The organism is Sporomusa malonica (assembly GCF_900176355.1).
Classification (GTDB): domain Bacteria; phylum Bacillota; class Negativicutes; order Sporomusales; family Sporomusaceae; genus Sporomusa; species Sporomusa malonica.
This window is the reverse complement of record NZ_FWXI01000018.1, coordinates 1-16868: the sequence shown is the minus strand read 5'-3', so window position 1 is coordinate 16868 and position 16868 is coordinate 1. Positions and strand designations below refer to the sequence as shown.

The window sequence follows — 16868 nt, the reverse complement described above, 5'->3', positions numbered from 1 at the left end:
GTATTCTGTATACACAATACATAATACATGGTATAATTATTTTGACAATTGTTGTCGAAGTATGACTATTAGGTTTAGCAATGCCTTCCGAGGAATAGCTTGACCAAGTCTGATATTATTGGAGGATAAAACTTATGCGCGTTGAACGCGATTTTCTTGGAGAAATTGAGTTACCTGATGAAGTTTATTATGGTGTTCAGACGATGAGGGCTGTTCATAACTTCCCGATTACCGGTCACAAATTGGATAAGGAATTCATCGTTGCGCTTGCCATTGTAAAAAAGGCAGCTGCGAAAGCGAATATGAAGACAGGGCGTATGCCGACCAACATCGGTGCAGCCATTGTCCAAGCAGCTGCTGAGATTATCGCAGGCAGATGGCATGACCAGTTTGTCGTTGATGCTATTCAAGGCGGCGCAGGAACCTCCATGAATATGAACGCCAACGAGGTAATCGCCAATCGTGTGCTTGAAATTCTTGGCTCTTCGAAAGGCGACTACGCCGTAGTATCGCCTAATAATCATGTCAATATGGCCCAATCGACCAATGATGTTATTCCTACAGCCATTCGGATTGCCACCATCAAAAAAGCTACTCGCCTGCATCATGAGCTTACCCTGCTAACAGACAGTCTAAATTGCAAAGCCGATGAATTCGGGCATGTACTCAAAATGGGCCGCACCCATCTTCAGGATGCTGTGCCTATTACCCTGGGCCAGGAGTTTGCTGCTTATGCTGCAGGGATTAAACGGGCTGCTAAGCGTGTGCATAGGGCGATGCAGAACTTATTAGCCATTAATATGGGGGCTACCGCTGTTGGGACTGGATTAAATGCCGAGCCCGAATATATAGAAGAAGTTGTTTGCCAGATTGGCTGGCTGACTGACGAGGCCTTTGTTTCCTCATCCAACCTTGTTGATGCTACTCAGAACACCGATGAGCTGGCCGAGTTTTCCAGTGCGCTTAAGGTGTGTGCCTTAAGCCTGTCAAAAATGGCCAATGACCTAAGACTTATGGCTTCAGGGCCAAAGTGCGGTTTTAATGAACTAACCCTGCCTGCCATGCAGCCCGGATCGTCTATTATGCCAGGCAAAGTTAACCCAGTCATTCCTGAAATGGTTAACCAGGTTGCTTTTCAGGTTATCGGCAACGATCAGGCTGTCAGCATGGCAGTGGAAGCCGGCCAGTTTGAACTGAATGTAATGGAACCGGTTATCGCATATAATCTCTTTAATTCGCTTACCATATTAATTAACGCAGTAAATACTTTCAATACTCGCTGCATTATGAATATTGCCGCCAATGACTGCCGCTGCCAGCAGATGGTCGATGACAGTATTGGTGTTATCACGGCACTGCTGCCACATATCGGCTATGAAGAAGCCTCACTTATTGCTAAAGAAGCCGTAAGTACCTCGCGCCCAGTAAAGGAAATTATCAAGGCTAAAGGACTTATTCCTGCCGAACAGCTTGAGGTTATTCTGTCGCCAGGTGAAATGACCAAACCAGGCATTGCCGGTAAACAATATCTAGCCAGCGTCGGCCAGGCCATTGCCTGATGGTATAAAAATCATAATTACAGCAAGTTAGGGAAGTCTTAATTAATTAGTCAAACTGCAAAAAAATATATGGGGGTTATAACATGAACGTAAACGAAGCATCATTAAAACTTCATCGGGAGAACCAGGGGAAATTGGCAGTTGCCTCAAAAGTACCGCTGTCTTCCCGGCATGACCTCAGTTTGGCCTATACACCAGGAGTAGCTGAGCCATGTAAGGCTATTAAAGAGAACAAGGACTTGTCATTTGAACTTACCTGCCGTGGCAACATGGTTGCTGTTGTTTCTGATGGAACCAGGGTACTGGGGCTTGGCGATATCGGCCCAGAAGCAGCGATGCCGGTCATGGAAGGCAAAGCCGTGCTGTTTAAAGTATTTGGTGATGTTGATGCTGTACCCATTTGTCTTGACACCAAGGACCCGGATAAAATTATTGAAACTGTCAAGCTGCTGCAGCCTACTTTTGCCGGTATCAATCTGGAGGACTTCTCATCACCTAAGTGTTATGACATTGAGGATGCACTAAAAGAGCAAATGGATATTCCTGTATTCCATGACGATCAGCATGGAACTGCCATCGCCGGCGTATCGGCACTTATTGGTGCTCTTCGCTTTGTTAAGAAAGATTTAGCTACTGCCAAAATTATCGTAAATGGTGCTGGTGCCGCCGGTACGGCCATTGGCCGCCTGCTCGTTAGTGCTGGTGCCAAAAATGTAATTATGGTGGATATCCATGGTGCGCTCTACAAAGGAATGCCTGGACTTAACCGGGTTCAGACCGAGTTAGCAAAAGTCACTAACCTGACTAAGCTTGAAGGCAGCTTAGAATTTGTGTCAAAAAATGCTGATGCTATAATTGGTGTATCAGCTCCTGGCGCTTTTACCAAAGAAATAATTAAAAATATGGATCCTGACTCTATTGTTATTGCGATGGCTAATCCTGTACCGGAGATAAGCTATGATGAAGCCAAAGCTGCCGGAGCCAGAATAGCTGGGACTGGTCGCTCAGATGCTCCTAATCAAGTAAATAACGTTACTGTGTTCCCAGGCGTTTTCCGGGGAGCCATTGACGTTAGAGCCCGTCAAATCAATGAAGCTATGAAAATTGCCGCTGTTTACGCCATAACTGACTTAATCCCCGAGAATGAACTGCGGGAAGACTATATTGTACCCGATGCTTTTGACCCGCGTGTAGCCCCGGCTGTTGCTGCTGCCGTTGCCAAGGCAGCCATGGAGACAGGCGTAGCTCGAATTAACGTTGACCCTGAGGACATTCGTAAGAAAACTGCAGAGCGTGTTAAAGTGAACCGTTAAGCTAGGAGGAAAGAATGCGTACAATTGATATTTCCCAAATCACGGCTGCTGTTGCTAAGCTGGCTGTTGACGCTAATTATTACTTGTCTGACGATATTCGTGCTGCATTAGAAGCAGGGCGGGAACGGGAAGAATCACCGTTAGGCAAAGCCATTTTAGGTCAGTTGGTAGAAAACGCCTGTATTGCCCGTGATGAGCAAATGCCGATCTGCCAAGATACCGGCATGGCCGTTATCTTTATGGAAGTTGGTCAAGATGTTCATATTACCGGTGGCAGTTTGGTTGATGCCGTTAACGCCGGAGTGGCTAAAGGTTACACCGAAGGCTACTTAAGAAAGTCTGTTGTTGCCGAACCGCTGTTTAACCGTAAAAATACTGGGGACAATACTCCGTCAGTGCTGCATACCAGCATTGTTCCTGGTGATAAAGTAAAAATTACATTAGCCCCTAAAGGCTTCGGCAGCGAAAACATGAGTGCACTTAAAATGTTCAAGCCATCAGATGGCTTGCCTGCAATCAAAAAATTCGTTGTCGATACCATCTTTAACGCTGGTTCCAATCCCTGCCCGCCGATTGTTGTCGGGATCGGCATCGGTGGTACTATGGAAAAAGCAGCACTCATCGCTAAAAAGGCATTGCTTCGTCCTGTTGATGAGCGCAATACCCAGGAAGATTACGCCAAACTCGAACAGGAGCTCTTAGAGCTGGTCAATAAAACCGGTGTAGGGCCTCAAGGCCTTGGCGGCCGGGTGACAGCACTTGCTGTCAATGTAGAATACTATCCAACACACATTGCCGGTCTGCCTGTGGCTATCAATATTAATTGTCATGCCACCCGCCATGCCGAAGTGGAATTATAGGGGGACTAAAAGATGGAAGAAACAATTAAAATTGTCACCCCGCTGACTAAAGACAAGGCTCGTGAGCTTAAAGCAGGGGATTTTGTCCTCATTACCGGCACCATTTATACCGCCCGTGATGCCGCGCATAAGCGTATGGTTGAGGCATTAGACGCTGGTGAAAAATTACCTGTTGATTTGACTGACCAAATTATTTACTATGTCGGTCCAGCCCCGGCTAAACCAGGCAAGGCCATTGGTTCTGCCGGTCCGACTACCAGCGGTCGTATGGACGCCTATGCCCCGCGCATACTTGACCAAGGGCTGCGTGGCATGATTGGAAAAGGCTATCGCTCACCTGAAGTGGTTGAAGCTATGAAGCAGCATAGCGCAGTCTATTTTGCAGCTACCGGCGGGGCCGCCGCATTAATTGCTAAGTCTATCAAGAAATATGAGCTAGTCGCTTATGAGGATCTTGGTCCAGAAGCTTTGGCTCGTTTGACAGTTGAAGACTTTCCGGCAATTGTTGTTATTGACAGTGAGGGCCGTAACTTCTATACTGAGGGACAGGCAAAGTATCGCGACCTGTAAAGAAAACACGGCTTGCGCCGAGCCTTTGGCGAAAGCGGAAAAGCCGCCTGTGCCCTTTGGGTAATGTTGCCCTTATCCAGGGGAAAGTTATACTTTCTAACAGGATAAAATGAAAGGTTTCTGCCAGCTGACAAAATAGCAGCTGGCAGAAACCAAAAAATACCTGAAAGTCCTTGCTTGACAAACAATCAAAAAATCAGTATAATAAGTTTTGTGATTACGGGGCGTGGCTCAGTTTGGTAGAGTACCTGGCTTGGGACCAGGGGGTCGCAGGTTCGAATCCTGCCGCTCCGACCACTTAATAAGAAACACTTGTTGCGGGTGTAGCTCAATGGTAGAGCACTAGCCTTCCAAGCTAGCTACGAGGGTTCGATTCCCTTCACCCGCTCCATTTTATTGCCAAACCGCATAATTAACAATATGCGCCTGTAGCTCAGCGGATAGAGCAACCGCCTTCTAAGCGGTTGGTCGTACGTTCGATTCGTACCAGGCGCGCCAGAGAAATCAAGGCTTCCGTGGAATCGGAAGCCTTTTGTTATGGTAACCTTGCCGTTTATTTTCAAAAAACACCACAAATAAACACCAAAGATATAAAAAGTTAAGCAGGCATTTTGCCTGCTTTTTTGTTTTAATTTATGTTAGTCTAATGGTTATATCAGATATTATCATTTTTAAAATAAAGCTTGATTAGTATGTAGAATGCTACTACTCCCAACCCGTTATAAAGAAGAATATTAATATGTCGCCTTTAGTGAAACCTAATCATTTTCTGGTTTTAATTCAAGGATGTTTTTTAATGGCTTTTGAAGTGCGTCCACAATGGCTGTGATGATACTTGTTGCTAAAATACCCATTAGACATAATGATATAGGACCTGCTGCATCATCGCCACCTGTAACTTTAGCAAGTACCCTTAGGCTTACTATTCCTAACAAAATGAGGAAAATGACTGTAAAAGCACATTTCTTTATAATCTTCAAAGATTTAAGGGATAATTCAGAGAAAGCATTGTTCTTTTCGATGTAGGTTAATAGTTTATATGCTTGATACAACGCAACAGAAAATGCAATACAGAATCCGTATGCACATAATAAAAAGGGGATTAGGAAGAAAGCCGTATCTGGATGTACCCTTGCATCTCTAATGGCTATCTCAGGCAACCAAACACATAAAGCAAGCACTGCAATTCCAGTCAGAAAAATAATTACCTTTAAGAAAGTGGTTGAACCGTGTTTAACAATCATTTAAAACACCTCACTTATTGCATTGGCGTTCACTGGATATCGTCGCCTTCACCCTCATGATGAAGAGGTTTCATTGCGGGTGCAATGGATGTTTTGCCGATCATCGCACTTTCTGCAGGGTAATTGCGCGTAGTGTTATCGGAGCAGTATGCCCAGGAAAACAGGAATCGATACAGTTTGCGAGCATAGGTTAAATCAGCAGATATGCTCTGCCAATTCAACCTTGTTTTAAAGCGGTTTTTTAATTTTCAACTCTAAAATAGCACGGTTTACTACTTAGCCTGTTTTTTCTGTTTCTCCAATATCTCTTTTCCTTTGGCTATATTGTCGGTTAATATGCCAGCCATAATGTCGGCGGTTTGTTGCTCTGCTGATTGCAGGAGTAATGGGGTCAGAGGAGTAATGGGGTCAGGCTTGAGTTATTTTAAAATTGACTTATAATAAATGGTCTGTTAAGCTGTGATAAAGTAAGATTGGCAGGTGAGAATGTTGGCAAGAAAACTAAGAGTACACTACGAAGATGCAATCTATCACGTAATCGCTAGAGGAAATAATAAGGAACGAATATTTGAAAGAGATGAAGAAAAAGCAAAATATTTAGAAATATTAACAGGCTATAAAGATCGATATGATTTTCGACTGTACGCTTATGTAATTATGGACAATCATGTGCATTTACTGCTCCAAGTAGGAAAAACTCCATTGGCAAAAATTATGCAAGGCATTCAACAGCGGTATACACAGTATTACAATTGGCATCACAAACATAGTGGACATGTATTTGAACAACGCTACAAGGCTTTTCTATGTGAGCAAGAGCGTTATTTAATGGCTCTTATATGTTATATTCATCAGAATCCGGTACGGGCAAATTTGCCGGAGGGAATCGACTATAGATGGAGCAGCCATCGATCGTATATTAGAAGAGTGCAGGGGTTAGTAAATGTGGAGTTTATATTGGATACGAGTTCCAATCCGGATAAGGCAATGGAGCAATACCTGAGCATGGTAGGGAGAGTCGTTGACAATACAGAATATAAAAATCAAAGCGAACAAGGGACAGAAGAACAGAAATCTCTTCTAAAAACAGAAGTGAAAAAGATATGGGAATGTTTAACATGGGAACAGCTGGTAGCCAAAATTTCTGAAGAGGAAAAAGTCAATCAAGAGCAGTTGGTAGGAAAGTGTCGAATACGGCAGGTGGTAGCAGCCAGAAAACGACTGGTTTATGAAGCAATAGAGAGAGCGCTATTGACAAGGACGCAGTTAGCCAAAGTGCTGCAAATTGATCCAGCCAATATTACAAGGATGTGGCAAGAGTTAATTGACAATTGAGGATGAAGAGAAATAAGTCGATTTTGCATATAACTCAAGCCTGACCCTAAGCTCCCTAAGCTCGAAAAATAAGTAATAGTAGGTGATCTGTTTCATGTTGCATAATAATTGGGCACCAGTAGTTGCCGGATTGATTCTTTGTGGTATACTCATTGTTTTTACATTAGGTAAGAGCCCGGTTTTTCGAATTGATCGGGCAGGAGCTTCAATTATTGGAGCAATAGCGTTAATTGGGTTTGGAGTACTCTCGTTCGATGATGCGGTAAGGTCAGTAGATTACAAAACAATAGTAATACTATTTTCAATGATGATTGTTGTAGCCAATTTAAAACTGGCAGGTTTCTTTGAATTACTAGGTAATATTGTTTTAGAAAAAGTATCAACCAAGAAAGGGCTACTTTTATCAATAATAATAGCTAGTGGCGTAATGTCGGCGATTGCTATTAACGACATCGTATGTCTTCTCTTTACACCAGTTGTACTTATGATATGTCACAAAAGTCAATGCAATCCAATTCCGCACCTTATCGGGTTGGCGACAGCATCTAATATAGGAAGCGCAGCTACGCTGTTAGGAAACCCACAAAATATACTGATCGCGAGTCTATCAGGACTCTCATTCTTTTCTTATTTCTATGTAGCCGGGCCAATTGCTGTTTTTGGACTGGCAGCAACATACGTGATCATTTCGATCATATATAAAGGCGAGCTTCAAGGAGCTATAAGCCGCACGATTCACGTTGAGGAAAGTTCTTTTCATATGTACTTAATACGAAAATCATTGCTTATTATGTTGTGCATTCTAATAGCGTACATGATTGGTTATGAATTAGTATTGGTGGTTAGCTTTGGTGCAGCATTCCTTTTAATTACGAGACGTGTAAATCCAAATAAAGTTTATACTAGTGTTGACTTTAATTTGCTTGTGATATTTATAGGACTTTTTGTAATTGTCGGCGGTGTAGAGCATAGTGGCTTAATGGACTACTTAATGGAGCTATTACCCTCCAGGGAGATCAATAATGTAAGTGTTTTTGCCTTGCTAACCATTATTTTATCTAACATTGTAAGTAATGTTCCCGCAGTTTTACTTTTAAAGTTTTTTATTCCACCAGTAGATTCAGATAATTGGTGGAAGGCTTTAGCTCTATTTTCAACATTTGCAGGAAATTTAACAATAACTGGATCAATAGCTAATCTTATTGTAGTCGAAATGGCAAAACGTCAGAGTGTAGTAGTATCAGCCAAAGATTATTTTAAAGTCGGATTTCCGCTAACGTTAATCACAATGATTCTGAGTATCTTATGGCTGGTATTTCTTATATAGGGGCGGGATTTGATTTGAATATTTTAGAAATATTTAGTAGGTGGTTAAAGAGGAATAAGTCAATTTTCCAAATAACTCAAGCCTGACCCTATGACTCCTCATTGTATGCAATAACATGAATATGGCGTATATCTGCCTGGCTGGATTTTAACCAGAATTTTCTTATGCGTTCTTTTTGTGGTTTATACTCAGTAATAGTTGCAATCGTTTCTACACCATGATTTTTGAGCCTTATAGCAGTATGGACGTTTGTAGCGGTGTCTAAAAGAAGTGAAAACATAAACCAAGTTGTTAGGCTAAATGCAGCACAGAAAAGTGCTTTATGCCAGATAGAAATATTTTTGTTCATGTTATTTTGCGTTGGTTTTTCCATGTTGATCTCCTTACTGTGAGTTAATTTATTATATCATTTTATTATGCTAAGGGAATGTCTTTGGATGCGTAGAACTTAACAACGTACCTTAATTTAAAATGGCTATTACTGATCGGCGGGATGATCCCGTCGATTTTTCATTTGTGCTGTATGGAGGCCAAGAAAGACCAAGTGATAACTGAACTCTTTCGGACCTTCGCCGATAGCCTGGGCATGACCGTCTCGGGAATTTGGTACCGTCAAGATTATTTCGCAAATTGGTTTGCAGTCCGACAGTAAATAAAGTCAGTCAGCACTAAAATCCGACTCAAGGTCGGTAGTTTCTAAGTGTTTCATATTCATATACTTTTTACTGCCCCACTGGGTTCCAGCAACGGGACGAAGGCGTGCGCCGACCAACATGAGGGCAGATTGGCCGTCTGGAAAAGTGCCAACTACTCTTGTACGGCGCCTAATTTCCCGGTTTAGTCGTTCAATCACATTGTTTGTACGGATTCTCGTCCAATGCTCAAAAGGAAACTCTGTATAGGTAAGCGTTTCATCAATGCTATTTTCTATCTTAGTGGCAGCTTCTTTGAGTTTCATTTCTCTCAGTGATTGAGCAACCTGTTTGGCCTTTTCTTTAGCAGCAGATTTGCTTTCCTGGGCATGAATTGCTTTGAGCATTTTAGCTACTATTTTGATTTTTGATCGTGGTACTACTGAAAATACATTTCGATAGAAGTGGACGGTGCAACGCTGGTGTTTGGCTTCAGGAAACACGTCATATACCGACTCCAACATACCCAGGCATTTGTCTCCTATAACCAGATTCACGCCAGATAAGCCACGGTTCTTTAGCCATTTGAAGAACTCTGTCCAACTGGCCTTGTCCTCTTTCATGCCCTCGGCAGCGCCTAGAACCTCACGGTAACCATCTTCATTGACTGCGATTGCCACAAGTACACTCACATGTTCATATTCACCGCCCCAATTGCGGCGCAGATAAATTCCATCCACATAGATATAGGGATATTTCCGGCCCTGTAAGGGGCGGTTTCTCCATTCTTCTATATGGACATAGGCTTTCTTATTTAACTCGCTGATAGTCGACGGAGATACCTTGGTTCCCCACAAGGCTTCTGTAATATCCTCCACTCGCCGGACGGATACTCCGGCCAGATACATTTCAATCAGAGCTTCCTCTACGGAGCTTTCCCGGCGGCGGTACCGCTCAATGATGGCGGTTTCAAAGGGAATCCCTTTAAGCTTAGGGACTTTAAGGGTTACATTTCCGGACGTGGTTGTCAGACTTCTGTCGTAGTGACCAGAACGATAGCCTTGCCGAGACTCGGTACGCTCGTATTTCGCTGCCTTAGTCAGGTCTTTGGCCTCCTGATCCAGCAGATTATTCAGCGTTTCCTCTACGCTGCTGCGCACCAATTCTTTCAGTTCTCCCTTGATGATTTCCTCGTTCAACTGTATAATTTTCTTGGACATGTTTGCAGTTCTCCTTTCGGTAAATGGTGTGTGGTGACTTCATTTTACCTTTCGGACTGCAAACTTGTCCTCTTTTTTGTCTTAATTCAATTTGCGAAATTTATTGTACCTTATCGGGAATTTTGCCCGGTATGGTATAATAAGAAAAGCAAGACACTCTAGCCAACAAGGAGACTTAGCCATGACCGCAAGGCAGAGCCACCTCGTTTTTGACACTAAGATTGGTGGCACCAAACCAGTGACCGTTGTCGATAACGGCCATAAATGCCCCTTCTGCTGCCGTGACGAACTTGAGGGCATCATAGCCGAAGATGGGCCGATACTCCTTATCGCCAATAAAACCCGGTGCTCCGGGACACCTTCCCGACTGTCCTCGTCGAAACCGATGACTGCGCATCCGAACTGTCGCTATATCCAAAGGACCACCTTCACCGGGTCATCCGTTTCGGCATCGAGAATTGGCTGGACATGATCGCCGGCGGCGAATTCGCCTCGGTCTTATTCTTCAAAAACCATGGCCCTAGCTCGGGCGGCAGCATTCGCCACCCCTACATGCAGATCATTGGCCTCCGCCACCTCGACTACACCGCCAACATCCCCCCGGCCAGTCTCGAAGGAATCGTCATCAGCCGCGACGGCGGCGTCGAAATCGCCATCGCCGACAAGCCGCTGGTCGGCTTCGTTGAACTCAACATCAAGCTCGCCGACATCGAGCAAATCGACTGCCTGGCTGACTACTTGCAGATCTGCGCCCACTACTTCCTCAACCACTTTAACCGCCACATGTAACAGCTATAATATTTTCTTCTACCATATAAGCGGCCAGATAACTGCCAAGGTCATGCCCCGGTTCGTTACCTCGCCCATCTACGTCGGCTACGCCATCCCCCAGCTGTCCACCCGCATTCCCGACGTCGCTGCTGACCTCAAGCGAATATACGGATTATAATTTCAGTCGAGGTGATTTCAGGAGCATAATTGCGGCCCCGTGTAGGCGTTCACCGTTGAAGGAATAAAAACAACATCCTGGTGATTATTCCAGCCTTACTAGGGATGTTATGAAACAGAAGTGATCTGACTGCATGAGTATATCAGTGGTTGTAGAGAATAAAATATTATCTTATAGTAGGGGGAACTTGCGGTGGGGGAACCAGAGTTACAACTGTCAGAGATCCTGTTGTCACCGGAGAAAGAAATTCCCCAAGCTGTTTTAGACACAATTGATAATTCATTTGTTTTTAGTCTAGAAGAGCTCAATCATGCAAAGAGACGCAAGAAGACTATGTATATTTCTTCAAATAAAAAGGGTGAATTTATAGGTTATTGCATTACATCTGTAGGATTTCCGTTTGAGGTTGCTGAAGAGATTGAATATGATATAGAAGGTAAAGTAGTATGGATCGACGTGTTTGAAATTGCTGTTCCACACCAAGGATATAACTATGGCCGAGTTTTTGTAGAGCAAATTAAGAGTAGATGCTCTTATGATATACTTCTGCTATCTATTGAAGATTCTATATGTTTTTGGCAACAGATGGATTTTAAAGTCATTAGCTACTCTGGTGAAATGGCCTATATGATTTATGAAGGACAAATCTAGTAGTTTTGCATTTAACAGTGAATTAGAGCGAGATAAATTAATTTAATGACGAATAAAACACTTACATATAAAACGACAGGAGTAATTCTCCCGTCGTTTTATTCATTTATTTGGCAAATTATCCAATTTGTCCAGAGATTTAAACGGCTATTTTTAATCTTAGATTTTAATTTGTCCAAATTGTCCAATGTCCATATCAGAATGTTGAACCCTGTGAGCCTTGTATTTACTAGGGTTCTGGATTAGTGTCCATTTGTCCAATTTGTCCTATATATATTATTTTAAAAGGGAGTGAATTTGATTGCTAAGAAACGTGGTCATGATGAAGGCTCGGTATTTGAGCGAAAGGATAGACCAGGAACATGGAGAGCCAAATTTACTTTATACAGATCTGGCTGCCGGTGAGTATATCCTGCCCTTTATTTGATTTTTATATATGCTACAATCCCAGTAAATAAGCCGCATAACATCTATGTAAACTTGCCGTTTATTTGCCGTTTATTTTCAAAAAAGACTACAACAGAATACTAAAGAAATAAAAATGCCAAGCTATTTGGTATCGGAAAAACAGTAAAACCATCATTAATGCAAATACATCAATGATGGCTTTTTCTTTTATGGTACATTGTCGAGGACAGGGACCGATAGCCTTCCCGGTCTAATTGCCACGCAGTTTAGGAGAATCTATCCAAAATCCTGATATATACTTCTTTTCATTTTTATCACTAAAGACACTTCTGACTATTACATCACCAGACTCTTGAGAGAATTTGGTTTTATATAGCACTACAATATATCCGTCTTTATTCTCAATTGAAACAAATTCCTTTGATATGTACTTACCAATCTTGGCTTTAATCGGTGGAATGGTGTTTTTATATTGGGTTTCATTCAAAGCACTTTTCATCTGATCGTCAAAATCCTGGGAAAATCGAGAGTAATTATCTTCATTCATTGCTAAAAGCATATTTTCTGTTATAGGATCTGCAAATTTTTTCGTCTCTTCAGCAGAAGGTTGTTGAGCTGAACAGCCAGACAAAGCCATCAAATTGATTAAAATTATTGCGATAACCATATATTTACATAAATTCATTTTAATCCCTCCCTATCTTTCTTAATTCACCTCGCAAATTTATAATCCTCTAAATACAATGCAATTTTTTATAGTTTTCGAATCCTCTTAGCATAAAAAATGATATAGACGGGGACACGGGGGACAGGTACATTGTCCCTGAAAATAGTAAGATGTTATACTAGTCTTGAGGTGGTTTCGTATGCCAAGGCAAGCTCGAGAGAGAAGTAGAACTGGGATATACCATTTAATGCTTAGAGGTATCAATAAGCAGAACGTATTTGAAGAAGATGAGGACAGACAAAGGTTCCTCGAAACACTTGGGTATTACAAAGCTATTAGTGGATATAGGCTGTATGGCTATTGCCTGATGAATAACCACATCCATTTACTCATAGGAGAGACTGGTGAATCTATATCCCAGGCAATAAAGCGCATTAGCAGCAGCTATGTATATTGGTATAATCAAAAATATAATCGATGTGGACATTTGTTCCAGGAGAGATTCAAAAGTGAAGTAGTAGAAACAGACGCATATTTTCTTATCGTGCTAAGGTATATACACCGAAACCCGATAAAAGCTGGGATTATCAAAGATATAAGTAACTATTTTTGGAGTAGTTATCATGAATACGTAGAAACTCCTAGCAATACGGATATCGACTTTGCGTTAGATATGTTTGCACAAGATAGATTAAAGGCAGTAACCTTATTTTCATCCTATACTAATGAGAAAAACACTGATGAATGCTTAGAGTATAAGCAAAGAATAAATATAACTGACCAAGAGGTAATGAAGCATTTGAACGAACTAGGAATTGTGGGTATTAATGAATTACAAAGCCTCGAAAGAGGACAAAGAGACGATGCGTTAAGAAAGATGAAGAAAATCAAGGGTGCTACAATAAGGCAATTAGCAAGGCTAACAGGGATACCCAAAAGTGTAATTGATAGAACATAGTGGGACAAGGAACCTGTCCCTGCGTCCCTTCTTAGCGTGTCCCGGCTTTTTCTCTTGTAGTTGGCAGATGTGTACTAAGAAACCTCCCCGGCTCTAGGGAGGTTTTGAATTTATATATTCATATACTCGCACTTTGCTTGAAATTAGTGTCCAGAAGCTTTTAAGTTAAGTAGCACTACACCGATAACAATTAATACTATCCCTATACCGCTATAGATATTGAGTTGTTCTTTCCACACTAGAATTCCTATCAATGTCGTTAACGACGTTCCTACGCCTGACCAAATTGCATAAGCTATGCTCAAAGGAATAGTCGTTAGAGCTTGTGACATTAAGTAAAAAGAAGAACCCATACCTCCTATGAAAACAATACTTGGTATGAGCTTTGTAAAACCTTCTGATGCTTTCATCATTGACGTAGAAAATAATTCAAGGACAATTGCTATGCCTAAAAGTGCGTATGCGTTCATTTTTCTTCCTCCTTAGTTAACGATAGTAAGTAAGTTAAGACTTGCTCACGAGCATCTTCTTTCAGATTCATTCCATATAGCTGATTGAAGTACATCCCATCAACGGCAAGTCTGATGACTGTTGAAACTATTGGGTTAATCTGGTCATTTTCAATATGATTTTGAAGTATCCTCAAATCCCTAGACATAGACTTAATTAGGTCGGGATTTGTTGCAACCGTTCTTACCACCCGAAAAAGGAACCCGTTAACGAAACTTTCTCCGGAAATGAGGAAAACCAGCGAACTTCGCGGGTTTTTTTGTGCTTTATATTGGAGTATGAATTATTTTCATTCAAATTGCTGTACAAGAAAATCGATAAAATATCTGCTTGCTATCGGCAGCGTCATTTTATTTTTAAATGCGATCCCGATAGTGCGAACAATAGGCGGCGATATTTCTTTGGTGATAATGTTATAGTTGGCTCTGTTTAATACCAATTTAGGCAAAATAGAAATTCCCAGCTCATTTTCAATCATGGACATAATGGTATAGTCATCGATAACACGATATTGAATATTTGGTTGCAAATTACTTTGTTTGAATAATTCTAATGGTTGGCTTAAGTCACCTTCATTCAGAAGGATAAATGGTTCGCTGGATAAATCCTCCAAAGAAACTTTTTCGTGGAAAACTAAAGGGTGATTACTCGGTAGTATGGCTAGCATTTCATCTTGCCGCAACGGTATTGTAGTGAGATCAGAAACAGCATCTGGATTAACAAATCCGAAATCGACGCTGCCTTCCTTGATCCATTGTGCTATGCTTGTGTATTCACCTTGATGAAGTTCAAAATTAACGGAGGGATACTGTTCTTTGAAATCTTTCATCAATTTTGGTAGCCAATGGCAGGAAATACTTGTAAAAGTTCCCATACGAACAATTCCGCTTTGCAAGCCCTGCATTTCTTTACGTTTTTCCATAAGCTCACAGTAAGAATTATGCAATTTTTTAATATAAGGCAATAATTCCTTGCCATCTGATGTGAGTGCAATGCCTTTGCGCGAGCGAAGCAAAAGCTTGGTAGACAGTTCTTGTTCTAGTGAACGTACCATCTGACTGATAGCCGATTGTGTATAGCCGAGTTTTTCGGCTGCTTTGGTAAAGCTGCCGGTCTCAATTATAATGATAAATGCATTATAGCGGTTCATTGTTTACTCCTGATGCATTAGAATATCTTATATAAAGATTATAAGTATTCATTTTACTTATTGTCAATGTGCATGTTAAAATTAGTGAAAAATTGAGGAGAAAACTAATGAACGATAATATTGTACATTGGAAAAACGGTATCAAAGACGGCATTCCAATTTGTCTTGGTTATTTTGCTGTTTCATTTACTTTTGGTATTATGGCAAAAAATGCTGGGCTTACGCCGTTTCAAGCCGTTTTTATGTCAGTAACAAACCTAACATCAGCAGGGCAGTTTGCCGCGCTTGGATTAATTGGAGTATCTTCAACCTATATTGAAATGGCGGTTACGCAATTAATTTTGAACTTAAGATATTGTCTGATGTCGTGCTCAATTTCGCAAAAACTGGATTCCCAAAAAGCTTTTCTGCATAGGTTTTTAGTTGCTTATGGGGTTACAGATGAAATATTCGGGGTGTCGGTTTGCAAAAACGGCACATTAAATCCGTTTTATAATTATGGATTGATGAGTGCTGCTGTTCCAGGCTGGACATTTGGCACACTGCTTGGTGTTCTTTCCGGAAGCATTTTGCCGGAAAGAATAATAAGTGCTTTGAGCATTGCTATCTATAGTATGTTTCTGGCAATAATATTTCCCCCGGCTAGAGGCAATAAACTATTAGCTTGTATAATTTTGATATCTATGCTAATGAGTCTGTTATTTGCCAAGCTTCCGGTATTCTCCCATATTTCAGCGGGATTTAAAATTATAATTTTGACATTATTGATTGCAGGAATAGCAGCGCTGCTATTCCCCATAAAGGAAGAGGTTGAAGAGGAGCACGCAGATTTTGGACAGTGCGTTGCGCCTCTCCTTGAAAAGGGAGGAGCCGAATGAGCAATAATATCTATTTGTATATACTGGTCATGGCTGGAGTTACTTATCTGATAAGACTGATACCGTTGACTTTAATACGAAAAGAAATTAAGAATAATTATATAAAATCCTTTTTATATTATGTACCCTTTGTGACACTGGCTGTTATGACATTTCCTGCTATACTGGATTCTACCGCAAATTGGTTGTCGGCTTTGGGCGGATTTATAGTTGCAGTTATTCTTGCGTATTGGGGCCAGAGTCTGTTTAAGATTTCATTATTAGCATGTGTTTCGGTTTTCATAATTGAACTTATAGTCTATTGATTGAAAATGTCAAAGACCAGCTAATTAATGTCAAGTCTTTTTCTGGATTTTTTGTTTAAAGAAAATTACGCATAGGGAAACAAACCTTTCCCAATACCGAACAATATTTGAGAAGGGAATAGGTAATGTTTTGGTTTTTCTTCTTCGTTAGGCCGCTTTTTGTAGGATTTTTTGATACATTTCAACTTGTTGCTCAGGGGTAATCAAACGGAATGACTGTTTACTCTTCAATACCGAGAATATGATACGTAATAGCTTGTTCATAACAGCGCCTAGAGCTTGTTTCTTGGTTTTCGTTTCAATTTTCCGTTGGTAATATTCGTAAATCACTG

At 41.3% G+C, this 16868-nt stretch carries 19 protein-coding genes, 3 tRNA genes and 2 pseudogenes; 16 read left to right on the top strand and 8 right to left on the bottom strand.

The features are described 5' to 3' along the window. Window positions 1-134 precede the first annotated feature (134 nt). The 7 genes from B9A22_RS17830 to B9A22_RS17800 all read left to right on the top strand — a co-directional run bounded on the left by B9A22_RS17830 (window position 135) and on the right by B9A22_RS17800 (window position 4800). Complete coding sequence (locus B9A22_RS17830) at window positions 135-1559, top strand: aspartate ammonia-lyase (RefSeq protein WP_084577296.1); 1425 nt, start codon at window positions 135-137, stop codon at window positions 1557-1559. An 83-nt stretch (window positions 1560-1642) separates the two neighbouring features. Beyond that, window positions 1643-2872, top strand: a complete 1230-nt coding sequence (locus B9A22_RS17825) for an NAD(P)-dependent malic enzyme (protein ID WP_084577295.1) — start codon at window positions 1643-1645, stop codon at window positions 2870-2872. A 14-nt stretch (window positions 2873-2886) separates the two neighbouring features. After that, on the top strand, window positions 2887-3732 hold the full coding sequence (locus tag B9A22_RS17820) for a fumarate hydratase (protein ID WP_084577294.1): 846 nt from the start codon (window positions 2887-2889) through the stop codon (window positions 3730-3732). 12 nt (window positions 3733-3744) lie between these two features. After that, the gene (locus B9A22_RS17815; protein ID WP_084577293.1) at window positions 3745-4302 is read left to right on the top strand and encodes a Fe-S-containing hydro-lyase; all 558 of its coding nucleotides are present in this window, start codon (window positions 3745-3747) and stop codon (window positions 4300-4302) included. Window positions 4303-4522: 220 nt separating this feature from the next. Then, window positions 4523-4599 (top strand) — tRNA-Pro (locus B9A22_RS17810). A gap of 20 nt (window positions 4600-4619) precedes the next feature. Further along, window positions 4620-4693: transfer RNA gene (locus B9A22_RS17805), tRNA-Gly, on the top strand. Between the two features lie 31 nt (window positions 4694-4724). Then, a tRNA-Arg gene (locus tag B9A22_RS17800) sits at window positions 4725-4800 on the top strand. 260 nt (window positions 4801-5060) lie between these two features. Here the strand turns inward: B9A22_RS17800 and B9A22_RS17795 are convergent. Next, entirely contained in the window at window positions 5061-5546 is a 486-nt protein-coding gene (locus tag B9A22_RS17795; protein WP_084577292.1) for a DUF2975 domain-containing protein, read from the bottom strand. 486 nt (window positions 5547-6032) lie between these two features. On the opposite strand from B9A22_RS17795, the gene B9A22_RS17790 reads away from it, so the two are divergent. Both B9A22_RS17790 and B9A22_RS17785 read left to right on the top strand, forming a co-directional pair. Then, window positions 6033-6881 carry a transposase gene (locus B9A22_RS17790; protein ID WP_245824042.1) on the top strand — a complete coding sequence of 283 codons (849 nt, stop codon included), beginning with the start codon at window positions 6033-6035 and terminating at the stop codon, window positions 6879-6881. Between the two features lie 94 nt (window positions 6882-6975). Continuing rightward, a complete protein-coding gene (locus B9A22_RS17785; protein WP_084577291.1) occupies window positions 6976-8208 on the top strand; it encodes an anion transporter in 1233 nt (410 codons plus the stop codon). Window positions 8209-8296: 88 nt separating this feature from the next. Here B9A22_RS17785 and B9A22_RS17780 read toward each other — a convergent pair whose 3' ends face one another. Both B9A22_RS17780 and B9A22_RS17775 read right to left on the bottom strand, forming a co-directional pair. Then, window positions 8297-8581, bottom strand: coding sequence for a hypothetical protein (locus tag B9A22_RS17780; protein WP_084577290.1), 285 nt, complete (start codon window positions 8579-8581; stop codon window positions 8297-8299). Window positions 8582-8866: 285 nt separating this feature from the next. Next, on the bottom strand, window positions 8867-10060 hold the full coding sequence (locus B9A22_RS17775) for an IS256 family transposase (protein ID WP_084577289.1): 1194 nt from the start codon (window positions 10058-10060) through the stop codon (window positions 8867-8869). A gap of 181 nt (window positions 10061-10241) precedes the next feature. Here B9A22_RS17775 and B9A22_RS26490 point away from each other — a divergent pair. From B9A22_RS26490 to B9A22_RS17765, 4 genes and pseudogenes are all read left to right on the top strand, one after another. Next, window positions 10242-10576, top strand: a pseudogene (locus B9A22_RS26490) (DUF4931 domain-containing protein); the annotation flags it as partial. Between the two features lie 36 nt (window positions 10577-10612). Then, entirely contained in the window at window positions 10613-10849 is a 237-nt protein-coding gene (locus B9A22_RS26485; RefSeq protein WP_342747851.1) for a DUF4931 family protein, read from the top strand. Window positions 10850-10901: 52 nt separating this feature from the next. Continuing rightward, a complete protein-coding gene (locus B9A22_RS26580) occupies window positions 10902-11009 on the top strand; it encodes a DUF4931 family protein (protein ID WP_425441424.1) in 108 nt (35 codons plus the stop codon). A 192-nt stretch (window positions 11010-11201) separates the two neighbouring features. Then, window positions 11202-11660, top strand: a complete 459-nt coding sequence (locus B9A22_RS17765; protein ID WP_084577288.1) for a hypothetical protein — start codon at window positions 11202-11204, stop codon at window positions 11658-11660. Between the two features lie 658 nt (window positions 11661-12318). On the opposite strand, the gene B9A22_RS17760 is transcribed toward B9A22_RS17765, so the two are convergent. Beyond that, window positions 12319-12753 carry a DUF3887 domain-containing protein gene (locus B9A22_RS17760; protein ID WP_084577287.1) on the bottom strand — a complete coding sequence of 145 codons (435 nt, stop codon included), beginning with the start codon at window positions 12751-12753 and terminating at the stop codon, window positions 12319-12321. 181 nt (window positions 12754-12934) lie between these two features. Between B9A22_RS17760 and B9A22_RS17755 the strand changes: the two genes are divergently transcribed. Next, the gene (locus tag B9A22_RS17755) at window positions 12935-13693 is read left to right on the top strand and encodes a transposase (RefSeq protein ID WP_084577286.1); all 759 of its coding nucleotides are present in this window, start codon (window positions 12935-12937) and stop codon (window positions 13691-13693) included. A 143-nt stretch (window positions 13694-13836) separates the two neighbouring features. On the opposite strand, the gene B9A22_RS17750 is transcribed toward B9A22_RS17755, so the two are convergent. From B9A22_RS17750 to B9A22_RS17740, 3 genes are all read right to left on the bottom strand, one after another. After that, entirely contained in the window at window positions 13837-14163 is a 327-nt protein-coding gene (locus B9A22_RS17750; RefSeq protein WP_084577285.1) for a DMT family transporter, read from the bottom strand. Continuing rightward, complete coding sequence (locus B9A22_RS17745; RefSeq protein ID WP_281252405.1) at window positions 14160-14393, bottom strand: hypothetical protein; 234 nt, start codon at window positions 14391-14393, stop codon at window positions 14160-14162. The genes B9A22_RS17750 and B9A22_RS17745 overlap by 4 nt, the downstream gene beginning before the upstream one ends. Window positions 14394-14492: 99 nt before the next feature. Then, window positions 14493-15353, bottom strand: a complete 861-nt coding sequence (locus tag B9A22_RS17740; RefSeq protein WP_084577284.1) for a LysR family transcriptional regulator — start codon at window positions 15351-15353, stop codon at window positions 14493-14495. 68 nt (window positions 15354-15421) lie between these two features. Between B9A22_RS17740 and B9A22_RS17735 the strand changes: the two genes are divergently transcribed. Continuing rightward, window positions 15422-16231, top strand: a complete 810-nt coding sequence (locus B9A22_RS17735) for an AzlC family ABC transporter permease (RefSeq protein ID WP_245824040.1) — start codon at window positions 15422-15424, stop codon at window positions 16229-16231. Continuing rightward, window positions 16228-16536 (top strand): AzlD domain-containing protein, encoded by a 309-nt coding sequence (locus tag B9A22_RS17730; protein WP_084577282.1) that lies wholly within the window; start codon window positions 16228-16230, stop codon window positions 16534-16536. The genes B9A22_RS17735 and B9A22_RS17730 overlap by 4 nt, the downstream gene beginning before the upstream one ends. Window positions 16537-16683: 147 nt before the next feature. Here the strand turns inward: B9A22_RS17730 and B9A22_RS25885 are convergent. After that, window positions 16684-16868, bottom strand: a pseudogene (locus B9A22_RS25885) (hypothetical protein); the annotation flags it as partial.